The organism is Vibrio fluminensis (genome assembly GCF_015278125.1).
Lineage (GTDB): Bacteria > Pseudomonadota > Gammaproteobacteria > Enterobacterales > Vibrionaceae > Vibrio > Vibrio fluminensis.
The window spans coordinates 80,766-93,487 of sequence record NZ_JADILO010000002.1 but is presented as its reverse complement, the minus strand read 5'-3'; the positions used below and the strand labels follow the sequence as shown (position 1 = coordinate 93,487).

Sequence of the window (12,722 nt, the reverse complement as noted above, 5' to 3'; positions counted from 1 at the left end):
GTTAACATGTCTTTTTTCGATAAAACAATGGGCTTCGTCGAAAATGTCGTCGCACCATACGCTGGAAAAGTTTCCGCGCAAAAACACGTCATCGCGGTCAAAGATGGTTTCGTCGCCACAATGCCGTTTCTCATTGTCGGTTCATTACTATTGGTGCTTGCCTTCCCACCATCTGATTCAGGTTTCTTTTTTGAAGGTTGGCACGCTCTTATCAATGCTATTGGCTCAGACAATATCATGGCGCCTTTTCAAGTAAGTATGGGCATCTTTGCCGTTTATGCAGCATTCGGGATCGGTTTTAGCTTGGCTGAATCCTACAAACTCAGACCAATGAATACTGGTATGCTCTCGATGTTTGCCTTTATCCTCGCCGCCGCACCAATGGTCAGTGTTGATATCGGGGGCGTACTACCTGGGGCCTTTCTAGGTGGCGCTGGTGCGTTTACCGCAATCTTATGTGGTTTGCTGGTCCCAGAAATGCAGCGCCTGCTGATCAAATACAATATCCGCATTAAGATGCCTGAAGCAGTACCGCCAAAAATCTCAGCGTCTTTCGATCTATTGATCCCGATTGTTTTTATTTCAATCATCATCGTTACCATCAATACCCTACTCGCATCCCATGACCTGAAAATCCCTTCAGCAATCATGGAGCTATTTAAACCTCTGGTTATGGCTTCAGACTCCTATCTTGCGGCACTTTTGGCAGTGATGCTGATTCAACTACTGTGGTTTAGTGGTATCCATGGCGGGTCTGTAGTCGGCGGAATCATCGCGCCAATGCTGCTTGTTAACTTGGGGTTAAACCAAGAAGCACTTGCTGCTGGCGAACCTCTACCCAAAATTTTCGTCAACCCGTTAGTCGACTTCTTTGTCTTTGTTGGTGGCGCTGGCGGCACGTTTGGTCTTGTACTTCTAATGATGCGCTCAAAAGCGACTCAATTGAAAACCATCGGCAAAATGTCTGTGGTACCTGGGATGTTCAATATCAATGAGCCAGTCATCTTTGGTACGCCAATTGTAATGAATCCAATCTACTTTATTCCTTGGATTGTGGCGCCATTTATTAACACGTCGATTGTCTGGATGGCCTTCAAGATGGACCTAGTTGCCAAAATTATAGCCCTACCACCTTGGACTATGCCCGCTCCTATCGGTGCTGTTATCGCGACTAATTCCGCGACCGCTGCCATTGTGGTACTGCTTTGCCTAACCGTTAGTGTGGTTGTGTTTTACCCATTTATGAAAGTGCATGAGAAACAGCTCTTAGCAGAAGAGCGTGCTCAAGATGAAGCGGTCAAACCAAGTCGAGAAAAAGAGGAGCAATTAAATGCAGTGCGCAACTAGTGAAGAATTACAAATCACCGAAGAGTTTTTAATGACATTGCTTTGTTACGTAGGCGCTGCTCGCTCATCATTCATCGCAGCGATGCGAGCGGCACGAAGTGGTGACTTTGAACAAGCACAAAGCTGTATCGAAGAAGGTGATCAAGCACTTAAAGATGTCCATAAATCGCAAACCAAGTTGATTGGTTATGACGAAGGCTCAGGTAAAGTGCAGATGACTCTAATATTGACCCATATTCAAGATCACATCATGACAACGATGCTCTGTCGCGAAGTGACCGAAGAAGTGATTGCTATCCATAAAGAATTGAAGGAATTGAGATCGTGAAAAAACGCATATTTGATTACAACGCAGAGGACTTTCGCTTAGCCAATCGCGAACAACTCGTTGATGCGATACGCCACTCTGAAGGCCGCACAATCATGGTTGAAAACGTGGTTTCACTAACACCTCCAATTGATATGGTGACAGGGCCTGAAATCGCTGCTGCTTTTGGTGCGGATATGATCACGCTTAACTGCCTAGATGTATTTGAGCCAAAAATACGCGTGCTGTCAGAAGATCCCAATGAGCATCTCACTATCGACGAAGTAAAAAGAGTCACAGGGCGTTTGGTAGGCTGCAATTTAGAGCCTGTACCGGAAGGGATCACTCATCTTGCCATCGGGCGAACCGTAACAGAGCAAACTGTGCGACGCGCAGTGGAAATTGGGCTGGATTATGTGATGCTAACAGGCAATCCAGGAAACTGCGTCTCTCAAGAGACCATTCTCAAAGCGATTACTTTAGTCAGAAGCGTTGCACCAGAAATGCTGATTGTTGCTGGGAAAATGCATGCAGGTGGTGTCGGCAATGACTATAACCTCGACATTGTTTCTGCATTTGCCGAAGCAGGCGCCGATATCATGATGTTCCCTGCCGCCTATACGACACCGGGTGTGAGTCCAGAAATGTCTCAACAAATGATGGCCGCTGTACATAAAACCAATATGCTGGGGATGCTTGCCATAGGAACCTCTCAAGAAGGAGCAACAGAAAGCTACATTGAACAAGTCGCCAATACCGCCAAAGCGGCAGGAGCGGATATTGTACACATTGGAGATGGTGGTTATAGCGGCATTGCTCCACCTGAGAATATTATGCGTCTAGGTCTCACTCTACGAGGTCGTCGCCACCAATACAAACGCATGGCGAACCGCCGTTAGTCACTTTATTGGATTGGAAATATCTTTCAATTCTGATTACCTAGTCCTCCTTAAATAGGATTTGCCCCTCGCCTAGCTTGGGGCCTTTTTAGTTAATCGTTGAATAGATAATTCAGATCACAGGCCGCCTAAATCATGCCCCGCTCGACCGCATACTTGGCAAGTTCTGCGGTACTGCTCAGTTCCAATTTATGCTTGATGTTCTGTCGATGCGTCTCTACGGTGCGATAGCTTATTTCAAGCTGTGACGCTATCTTCTTGCTGCTATACCCCTGCGCAACCAATTTTAAAACCGATTCTTCCCTGCGACTCAACGGATTCGGTTTATCCGCAAGCGCCGTTTCTCCTTGAGAAAATAACGTCTGAGTAACCGACTCGCAAAAATAGGTCGACCCTTGATAGACCGTTTTGATCGCTTGAACCATTTTTTCCGCTGAGATTTCCTTCAACATATACCCGACTGCACCCGACTGCATGACCTTCATGATGTACTCTCGATTATCATGCATCGTCAGCATCAAAACTTTCACCTGCGGGCACTCTTCTTTGATCAAACGTGTCGCATCAATGCCATTCATCAATGGCATGCTCACGTCCATCAACACCACATCAGGATTGAGAGACTTAACAACATCAATCGCTTCAAGACCATTGCTGGCAGTACCTATCACCTGAAACGAGGTTTCTAGGCTTAGTCTTGCAATAAAACCATCAAGTACCACTTGGTGATCATCAACAATAACCACTTTGATCGGTTTATCCATAAACTAATTCATCCAATTCAAGTAAAACGGTAATTTCCGTGCCAAACCCCGGCTCACTCTCTAGCTCAAAATCTCCGCCAATGAACTCTACTCGTTCACGCATATTACGTAGCCCTATACCTGTGCCACTCTTGCGCAGAGTTGAGCCAACGTCAAATCCAACGCCGTTATCACGAATAATTAACTGTAGGCGACTACCGAGTTGCTGAAGAATGACATTAACTTCCGTCGCTTGAGAATGTTTTTCAATATTGGTCAATGATTCTTGCGCAACTCTATATAACGTAGTCGCTACTTCTGATTTTAGCTTACCTCGTTTGGTGTCAAACACAGTGTCTATATTCAACCCTGAGTGAGCACGGAAGTCTTGCAGTAGTGTATTTAATGCCGCCTCTAAACCGATATCATCAAGTGCACTTGGGCGTAATTTGTGCGAGATATGCCTCACTTCATTAATCGCCATCATCAGCGACTGCTGCGAATGTGCCAGATGCTGCTTTTGTGTTTCGTCCACCAGCTTATTACCGAGTAACTCTAAATGGCATTTGCTTGAAACTAATAACTGATTGATCCCATCATGCAACTCCCTCGCCAAATGTTTCTTCTCATCTTCCTGAAACATGACCGTTTTGTGAGCGAGTTCTTTCAGGCTGCGGTCAGCAATTCGGTGTTCATGGAGATTAATTGCCAGTGTTACCACCACTATCACGCCGACCGTCACCACCACAATCACAATCATCGAAAAAAAAGTAGTCTCGATATTCTGGTCTACTTCACTTTTTAGATTCGCCACCTCTTCACTGATATCTTCAATATACAGCCCAGTACCAACCATCCAGTTCCATTTATCAAGCCAAGCGGCATAGCTCAACTTAGTCACAGTTTCACCGGTAGAGGGTTTTTGCCAAAGATACTGATGAAAACCACCGCCTTTTTGAGCTTGATTCAACAACGCCACAATTAAAAAATCGCCGTTTTTATCTTGAATATCGATTAAATTCCGCCCTTGTAACTCAGGTAGAATGGGATGAACAAGGTTGGTACCATCCTGATCATAAACGAAAAAATAACCGTCTTTCCCATAGCGCAGCTTCTCAATAATCGCTTTCACCTGCTGTTTGGCAATACTATCTGGCAAATCAGGATCGTTATAAACGTGCCGAATTGAATCGAGAGCTAAATCAACACTGTCACGCAGCGCGGTTTCTTTTGATTTGATCAGACTCGAACGAAAGATCTCCACTTCTTTATCACGAAGTGTTTGTGCCTGATAAACCGATATCCAACTAGTACTGAGCGTCACCAACAATAGCGGCAACAAACTCAGTAGAATAAGCTTAACCTTTAGAGGCATTCCCTTTCCCCTATACTACATAAAAAAGAACGGCTTACTAAAGTAAGCCGTTCAAATGTATCATTTACACCAAGTTAACAAAAATCACATGATCACATTCCGTAAAATCCGGGGAAGACCAAGATACTGGCTAATACCGCTATCTGTATCGCGATAAACGGCATCACTCCGCGATAAATATCACGAGTTGTTACCCCTGAAGGCGCCACACCTTTCAGATAGAAGAGGCTAAAGCCAAATGGCGGGGTTAGGAAGGAGGTTTGTAAGTTCATCGCAACAAGAATCGCAAACCAAGTCATGTTGATACCCATTAGCTCAGCAACTGGAGCTAAGATTGGTACGATGATGAAACAGATCTCAACGAAATCAATAAAGAAGCCAAGGATCAAAATGACAAGCATAGTGATGATCAAGAAGCCCCACTTCTCACCAGGAATTTGCAACATCCACTGCTCAACCAAATGGTCGCCACCTGTGTAAGTGAACGCCATTGAAAATGCCGTTGCACCCAACAAAATCGCAAATACCATCGCCGTAACTTTCACCGTCTCTTTCGCAGCGTCATAAACCATGCCCCAGCTAAATTGACGATACAGTAGTGCTAAAACGATAGCACCTGCGCCACCTAACGCTGCAGACTCCGTCGGTGTTGCAACACCAGCAAAAATAGAGCCGAGCACCACAACAATCAGCGCAAGCGGCGGAATTACCGCTTTTAGCGCGGCAATCACTTCTTGCTGACGGCTAATGTTCTCATCACGTTCGATTGGTTGAGCAGCCTCAGGATTCATCTTCGCGTAGATGAGAATGTAAACCACATAAGCACCAACCAGTACCAAGCCTGGCCAAATCGCCGCTTGGAATAAATCACCGACTGGCACACCCAACACATCCCCTAAAAGAATGAGAACAATTGAAGGCGGAATGATTTGACCTAGCGTACCAGATGCACAGATGGTGCCACACGCCAAGCCTTTATCGTAGTTGTACTTAAGCATAACTGGCAGCGAGATAAGCCCCATTGCGACCACTGATGCTCCCACTACGCCCGTAGAAGCTGCCAATAACGCTCCTACTAATACCGTAGAGATGGCAATACCACCACGTACACCACCAAATAACTTACCCATTGACTCTAATAGCTGTTCTGCAAGGCGAGTTTTTTGCAAAACTAAGCCCATAAATACAAACAGCGGAACCGCCATCAACACGGTGTTTTCCATTATCGACTGAATTCGATATGGCATGAAAGCAAACATATCGAAGCCTTCCGCCCAAACACCAAAAATTAGCGCTATACCACCAAAGGTAAACGCGACAGGAAACCCTAGTAGCAACGCAAATAGGGCAACAAAAAACATTACAATACCGACCATGTGCTGCCTCCTACTTCTCTGCTGCTTGGTGCATTAGGTGTGGATTAAAGATGCGGTTAAGCGAATGTAACATCAAGCCAATACCACTAATTGCCATAAATAGGAAAGATAAAGGAATCATGCCTTTGATAATCCAACGATAAGGCAAGCCGCCTGGGTCACCAGACATCTCATTTAAGGCATAGCTCTCTTTGGCAAAGTCAATGCCGTACCAAGCCACCAAAAGACAAAATGGGAAAAGGAAAACGATGGTACCGATCAAATCGATAATAGCTTGCGCTCGGTTAGACAGACGCTCGTAAAACAGGTCAACACGCACATGACCGCCTGCTTTAATCGCATAAGGAACACCAATTAGAAATACTGCGGAAAATAGGTGCCATTCCATCTCTTGGAAGGCGATAGACACATCATTAAAGGCATAACGCATAACGACATCATAAACAACGTTACACAGTAACAGGATAAATAGGATGCTGGACAGCCAACCTAATATATCCCCGAAACGATTGAACAACCGCTCTATATAAATAAGACTTCTCATCCCTAACTCCATGGAATTTAAAAAGTGCTCCACTCAGCCGTAACTGGTGGAGCTATTATTTTAATAATAATGAAAGGGTTTTCTTGGGCTTCGTGTGACTAAGTCACATCATTTTTTCTTAGTGAACAGCTACTTATTCTGCAGCTTGGCTATTTAGGTATGCACGGTGTGAAATATCAGACCAAGGACGAACCTGCTCGAGGTATGCTGCTTGAGACTCTTGAATCTTCTTCGCTAGCTCATCTTTGGCTGCGTGCTCTGCAAGTAAACGCTCGTTTGCTTCTTCCAAAGCCGAGATAACTTCAGCTGGGAAGTCTTTAACTTCGACGTTCGGGTACTCTGACTGAATTGACGCCCAGTTTTTACCACTTTCGTGCTTAGATTGAGTGTACATGTCGTAAGCAGCGGTCTTCATTGCAACTTCTAGGATTGACTGGAGATCTGCTGGTAGACCATCCCAAGTACGCTTGTTCACAAGGAATTGAAGCTCTGTGCCAGGCTCATGCCAACCTGTGTAGTAGTAAGGGGCAATTTTGTGGAAACCCATACGCAAATCTAGCGATGGACCAACCCACTCTAGTGCATCGATAGTACGACGCTCAAGCGACGTATATAGCTCACCTGGTGCGATATTGGTTGGTTTCGCGCCTAACTCAGCAAGGATCTCACCCGCAAAACCAGGGATACGCATTTTCAGACCTTGTAGGTCATCGACAGAATTAATCTCTTTTTGGAACCAACCACCCATCTGAGTATCAGTATTACCGCCAGGGAAAGATAATAAGTTATGCGGTGCGTAAACTTCTTCCATCAACTCCATGCCACCACCGTGGTAGAACCAAGCGTACTGCTCTGTTGGTAGCATGCCAAATGGCATCGAAGTAAAATAAAGCGTGTTTGGCACTTTACCTTTCCAGTAGTAAGACGCCGAGTGACCTAGGTCGTACTGACCTGATTTCACCATGTCAAATACACCAAGTGGGGCTTTGTGCTTATTCGATGAGTCAATGGTAATCACCAAGCGACCATCAGACATCTCTTCAGCCATTTTAGCCATGTTTTTCGTCGCATCGCCAAAAATTGGGAAGTTTGGCCCCCATGTTTCTGCAAGTTTTAGCTTATAAACTTTCTCAGGTTTTGCTTCCTGCTGTGCAGTCTCTTGTTTGGACTCTTCACCACAGCCGACTAGTGCAATAGATGCCGCTAGTGTGGCAATACCTACTTTCAGTTTTCCATCTAAAAATGAATTTAATGCTCTCATTATCAGGTCCTTTGTTTCATGAGCGCCTTTACGACACTTCCTATTCAGATTTAGCATGACTGATCAAAGAACAATAAAAAATCGGCAAGAACACTGAAGAATTTAACAGACAATAAGCAAGTCAAAACCAATCAATACGTATTTATACGTAGGAGAATTAATACAAAACTCATAACATACTGTTATGTAAGACTATTTTCACCACTAATAAAGCATATCGACTGGCGTGATATACGTACGTATAAGTCGCACCAGCATATTACAGTTATTTTAAATTATGTGATGCAGACGTTTCTATTTTGTACAGCGACGAGCTAGATACAAAAAAAGACCCCAGCAATGTGGGGTCTTCTTCAGTCACAGTTAGCAGTTCTATTAAAGAGCTTTGTAGATAACTTTGTTGCCTGCTAGTTGTTCCTTAACGACTAGATTTTCTTCTAGAAGCTTTTTAAGTGCGCCAGTTGCCCAAGAAGCTGCTTTCGCTTCTTCTTGACCAGCAGCTAGGCCGATACCTTTAGGGTTGATGCCATCAGTATTGCTAACAACAATATCTAGCACTTGTTGCTGCTTAGGAGTTAGAGCAACGTCAGATTGCTTAACAGCAACGACTTTCTCCGCTGCTGGTGCTACAGCGACTTTCTTCTCAACTACAGGCTTAGCTTTTTTAGTTGCTTGAACGTTAGCAACTACCGCTTTAATGTGCTTTTGCAGTTTCAGCTGCACTTTGCGCTTATGAGCAAGTCTCATCGAGTGTTTCTCCATTTCACTGCATACCGAGCAGTGGTGAAAATTTGAAGCGCGTTTTATACCAAAAAAATGCGCTTAATGACAGGAAATCGACATTTTTCTACGACAAAAACGTGTGGCCAGTTGGTAGAAGTCTATAAAATAGTCGATATTTAAACTGATCCTTTTTCATCAACGTAGCGAATGAATGGTTACTGATTTTGATTTAACCAAAGGAAATGGATGGAAACACTGCAGTTGTACAATCACCCTCTCAGAAACCTCTCATTACGTAACATTTGGGTGGGTACACCTGTTGCGTTACTCGTTTTTAGTCTGATCTGGTTTGCCAACAACTGGCAGCAATTTATAGTCGGTATACTATTGCTCATCGCCGCGTACTACACACTTAAGATGCTCATTAAGCAATCTACTGTCGGATACACCATCACCGCAACACATTTCCAGCAACACTTCGCCAAGGGTGGCTGGGTGGTGAATTGGGCAAACATTAGCAAGATTGGAATTTGCCATCATCATCATGACGGTTGGTATCAACCTCTTCCCTGGATCGGGATTAAACTCAAAGACTATGAACCTTATTTAGACAGTATTTGCCCACGGATATCGACCGAACTGATGTTAGGACAACGAGCGTTGCTTTATTTAGGGTTAAAACAGAGTGGTAAATTAACTCAGTTTGAAGATATCGTGCTCGATTCTCGGGCATTTCTAAGTGAAAAAGGTGTTCATTATCAAGGCTTGCAAGCGATGCTTGCCAACCGTATGCATTACCAACGCACTTTTTATGGCTATGACATCTTTATCTCGACCAATGATTTAGATCGATCAGGTGAGGAATTCGTTGGTTTAATGCGACGTTACCTTGCTGCCGCAAAACCACCCGAAAAAAACGAGAAAGGCCGCAATAGCGACCTTTGACAAGATTTTTAGTAACCGCGATTAGTAAAGAGGCATTTCATCAGCGACAAACGGGTTAGAAGCGCGCTCACGACCAAATGTCGACTCTGGACCATGTCCCGGAACAAAACGCACCTCATTACCCAGTGGCCACAACTTAGTCTTGATCGACGTGATCAAGGTGTTAAAGTCGCCTTTAGGGAAATCCGTACGACCAATGCTGCCGTTAAACAACACATCACCGACAAACGCCAACTGCGCTTCCTCACTAAACAGTACTACGTGACCCGGTGTGTGACCTGGAGTATGAAGCACCTGCATAGTTTGATTGCCAAACGTAATTTGATCACCATCGTTTAGCCATTGATCCGGTTCAAAAGGTTCAGTGAGAGGGAAACCAAACATTTGACTTTGCCCTTCCAGACCTTGCAGCCAGAAATTGTCTTCTTTATGTGGACCAATAATTGGTTTGCCACCCAATAAATCAGATAGCGGCTCTGTACCACCAACATGGTCCAAGTGGCCATGAGTAAGAACCAAGTTCTCTACTTCAACACCAAGCTCTTTGATCAATACTGCTAGTTGCTTCTCATCACCACCCGGATCGATCACGATGCCTTTCATGGTTTCATCACACCATACAATTGAACAGTTCTGAGAGAATGAGGTGACAGGAACAACCTGATACTTCAAAGACATAGAATTACCTTAAAATTACGAATCTGGCAGAACTATGACACGATCGTCAAGCAACCTCAAGAAAGTTCATTCGTCGTGTTTATCACACTGCCAATAAAGAAAAAGGAACAACTTCATCAGTTGTTCCCCTTCGTCAATTAACTCAATGTAACACTATGACCAGTAACGTACCGGACCGGTATCAATATGGACAAAGTTACTATTTGGATAATATCCAACGCCACCCGCTTTGATTTCGCGTGCAACATCCCGAACACGGCGCAAATTAACGCCATCCAAACGGAAATCGATCGCTTGACCCGTCATATGGTAGCTCTTCTTCGCCACACCACTAGAGTGAGCACGCAACGCTTTGTTGGTTGCAGGTGAACGATAGCCTGAAATGATCTGAACTTCCGCTTCAACGCCTAGTTCAGATTGAATAAGAGAAATCTGGTCAAACAGTTTCTTATCCATTTTATGGATTTCATTGCGTCTGAAATCACGGCAAATCTTATCGATACGGACCATTTCTTTAGATACATAACTCTTTCCATCAAAGTAGCATGTTTCTAAGTTTTCCCCTGTATGCACATTGTTCAGTGCCAAAGAACGTGAAAGATCTGGGTATGACGCAAGTGCAATACTCGGCGCGCAACTCGCTACCACTAGACCACTTCCTGCCAACTTAATAAAATTTCTACGTGTAACCTGCACTGTTTTATACCTTCATAACAACTTGTGGATTTTGTGCTGGAACGGACAGTACCGAACTCTGTTATGAAGTGCAATCGTATAAAATATGTCTGAAATGAGTAAAACACCAAAACTTAATGATTAATTACTGAACTAATTAAGAAAAGTTTTATAAATCATCAATTGCAAGATTTTGTAAATTTTCGGTCAATGTGACACAAACCACGCCACAGTGACGTGATTTGCCAAAATTGATTACAGAGTGAACAAATTTACGCCCACTAATGTAGATAGGGAAGAAACCAAAGTAGCCACTAGTCCAAGCTATAGATATCATCGCGATAGTGCACTACACCACCTTCGCCCCAAGCGGTTTGATAAATAATATGCACGGGAATTCGCTGGCGCAGTGGTATTGACTTATTAGAACGAGTGTTACTCTGTTGAATCGTTTCTAGGTTCAACCCCTGATTTTCCAGCAAGAGTGCGGCAAATTGGTCGGCATCTTTTACTCGTACACACCCTGAGCTAAAAGCCCGCATCGGTTTGTTAAATAAATGCTTGCTCGGTGTATCGTGTAAAAATATGGCTCGATCATTTGGAGTGTTGAACTTATAAAGACCCAACGCATTGTTTTTTCCCGACATCTGTCTCATTCGATACGGGAACGCTTTAGGATGAGTGCCAGTCCAATCAATCATCATTGGGTCAATGACATTACTCGATGTCCAACTTTGGATGATCTTAATATTCTGCTTAGACAAATAACGCGGGTCTTCTTTTACCGCAGGAATAATATCCTCAACCATAATCTTCCACGGCACATTCCATGTAGGATTAAGGATGACGGAATCAAGATTCGTTGTCATAACAGGCGTTGGTCTTTTCTCCCGTCCAACAATCACTTCTGACTGAAAAATGGATTCGCCACCAAACCAGTATTCCATCTCATAGCCGGGAACATTAACCAAGATAATAGTGTTTCTCTGATCAGGCCAGATACGGCTGCGCTCGGCGTTAATCGCAATTATTTTCAAGCGTGCTTTGCTGCTCTTGTTCAACCAACGAACGGTATTTGGGCCAATCACACCATCGACTTTTAAACCGTGTATTTGTTGGAACTGCTTGACTGCCCTCTCTAAAGGTTCATCAAAATAACTCAATTCAAGAGCCACTTCACTCAAGTCAATATCAACCTGTTGCAAACGCCCAATTAACTCGGCACGATTCTCCAATAAATCACCAACCCGTTTGAGCTTAGCGTTTTGTACATATAAAGAGACTACCTCATCTCGACGGTTAGATAGGCGCAAATAAGTCTCGATTAAAGCTTGATAACTGTCTGTATCAGGGGTGTATGAATCAATCAATGCTCCAATTTGCTGCGACTGAATTGAAGCATTTAAGTCGGCCAAAGCATTTTCGCTTGGTAGAGGAAGTGGCTGAACAATTTTTTTATTGAAAAACCACTCTTTACCATGTTGCTTAGCCAACTCGGCATAGCTCATATACGCGAGCAACGCATCGGTTGCGAGGAGATCATATTGATACCACTGATTACTTTTACGGTAAAATCGCAATTGGTCAAGTTGCTTAGAAATCAATGGACTAACACCAGACTGGTCGATAAGTTCCAACTGAAACTCTAATTGACTACTTTGTTGAAGATCAAACCAAATGATCTGCTCACTATTATTGCGATAGATCTCTTCGAGTTGTTGTTGATATTGATACTGGGTAGCACTGCCGGGGGATACCCAGCCTATCTGCTCAAAATAGCTTTGTGCAAATGCCGTCAATGGCATTGAAAAGAAAACTACCAAAATAAGCTTAAATCTATACATTATTC

13 protein-coding genes are annotated in these 12,722 nt (G+C 43.8%); 4 read left to right on the top strand and 9 right to left on the bottom strand.

Annotated elements, in window-relative coordinates:
- The first annotated feature begins 6 nt into the window (after nt 1-6).
- From IRQ95_RS03065 to IRQ95_RS03055, 3 genes are read left to right on the top strand one after another with little or no spacing between them, the layout of a single operon-like run.
- Nucleotides 7-1,347 carry a PTS sugar transporter subunit IIC gene (locus IRQ95_RS03065; protein WP_194435536.1) on the top strand — a complete coding sequence of 447 codons (1,341 nt, stop codon included), beginning with the start codon at nt 7-9 and terminating at the stop codon, nt 1,345-1,347.
- A complete protein-coding gene (locus IRQ95_RS03060) occupies nt 1,331-1,675 on the top strand; it encodes a PTS lactose/cellobiose transporter subunit IIA (protein ID WP_228481181.1) in 345 nt (114 codons plus the stop codon). The genes IRQ95_RS03065 and IRQ95_RS03060 overlap by 17 nt, the downstream gene beginning before the upstream one ends.
- Nucleotides 1,672-2,553 (top strand): DUF7916 family protein, encoded by an 882-nt coding sequence (locus IRQ95_RS03055; RefSeq protein ID WP_194435535.1) that lies wholly within the window; start codon nt 1,672-1,674, stop codon nt 2,551-2,553. Before IRQ95_RS03060 ends, IRQ95_RS03055 begins: the two co-directional genes overlap by 4 nt.
- A gap of 128 nt (nt 2,554-2,681) precedes the next feature.
- On the opposite strand, the gene IRQ95_RS03050 is transcribed toward IRQ95_RS03055, so the two are convergent.
- The 6 genes from IRQ95_RS03050 to IRQ95_RS03025 form a co-directional block, all read right to left on the bottom strand.
- A complete protein-coding gene (locus IRQ95_RS03050; protein WP_194435534.1) occupies nt 2,682-3,317 on the bottom strand; it encodes a response regulator in 636 nt (211 codons plus the stop codon).
- Nucleotides 3,310-4,671: a cache domain-containing protein gene (locus IRQ95_RS03045; protein ID WP_194435533.1), complete on the bottom strand. Its 1,362-nt coding sequence runs from the start codon at nt 4,669-4,671 to the stop codon at nt 3,310-3,312. The genes IRQ95_RS03050 and IRQ95_RS03045 overlap by 8 nt, the downstream gene beginning before the upstream one ends.
- Nucleotides 4,672-4,763: 92 nt before the next feature.
- Complete coding sequence (locus IRQ95_RS03040; protein ID WP_194435532.1) at nt 4,764-6,047, bottom strand: TRAP transporter large permease; 1,284 nt, start codon at nt 6,045-6,047, stop codon at nt 4,764-4,766.
- A 10-nt stretch (nt 6,048-6,057) separates the two neighbouring features.
- Nucleotides 6,058-6,591 (bottom strand): TRAP transporter small permease subunit, encoded by a 534-nt coding sequence (locus IRQ95_RS03035; RefSeq protein ID WP_194435531.1) that lies wholly within the window; start codon nt 6,589-6,591, stop codon nt 6,058-6,060.
- A 133-nt stretch (nt 6,592-6,724) separates the two neighbouring features.
- Nucleotides 6,725-7,852 carry a TRAP transporter substrate-binding protein gene (locus IRQ95_RS03030; protein WP_194435530.1) on the bottom strand — a complete coding sequence of 376 codons (1,128 nt, stop codon included), beginning with the start codon at nt 7,850-7,852 and terminating at the stop codon, nt 6,725-6,727.
- 375 nt (nt 7,853-8,227) lie between these two features.
- Nucleotides 8,228-8,599 carry a MarR family transcriptional regulator gene (locus tag IRQ95_RS03025; protein WP_075649118.1) on the bottom strand — a complete coding sequence of 124 codons (372 nt, stop codon included), beginning with the start codon at nt 8,597-8,599 and terminating at the stop codon, nt 8,228-8,230.
- Nucleotides 8,600-8,821: 222 nt separating this feature from the next.
- Here IRQ95_RS03025 and IRQ95_RS03020 point away from each other — a divergent pair, with 222 nt between their 5' ends.
- Complete coding sequence (locus IRQ95_RS03020; RefSeq protein WP_194435529.1) at nt 8,822-9,520, top strand: DUF2982 domain-containing protein; 699 nt, start codon at nt 8,822-8,824, stop codon at nt 9,518-9,520.
- Nucleotides 9,521-9,541: 21 nt separating this feature from the next.
- On the opposite strand, the gene IRQ95_RS03015 is transcribed toward IRQ95_RS03020, so the two are convergent.
- The 3 genes from IRQ95_RS03015 to IRQ95_RS03005 all read right to left on the bottom strand — a co-directional run bounded on the left by IRQ95_RS03015 (nt 9,542) and on the right by IRQ95_RS03005 (nt 12,717).
- The gene (locus IRQ95_RS03015; RefSeq protein ID WP_194435528.1) at nt 9,542-10,198 is read right to left on the bottom strand and encodes an MBL fold metallo-hydrolase; all 657 of its coding nucleotides are present in this window, start codon (nt 10,196-10,198) and stop codon (nt 9,542-9,544) included.
- Nucleotides 10,199-10,351: 153 nt separating this feature from the next.
- A complete protein-coding gene (mepK, locus tag IRQ95_RS03010) occupies nt 10,352-10,894 on the bottom strand; it encodes a peptidoglycan L,D-endopeptidase MepK (protein ID WP_075649121.1) in 543 nt (180 codons plus the stop codon).
- 293 nt (nt 10,895-11,187) lie between these two features.
- Nucleotides 11,188-12,717: a L,D-transpeptidase family protein gene (locus tag IRQ95_RS03005; protein ID WP_194435527.1), complete on the bottom strand. Its 1,530-nt coding sequence runs from the start codon at nt 12,715-12,717 to the stop codon at nt 11,188-11,190.
- Between the last annotated feature and the right edge of the window lie 5 nt (nt 12,718-12,722).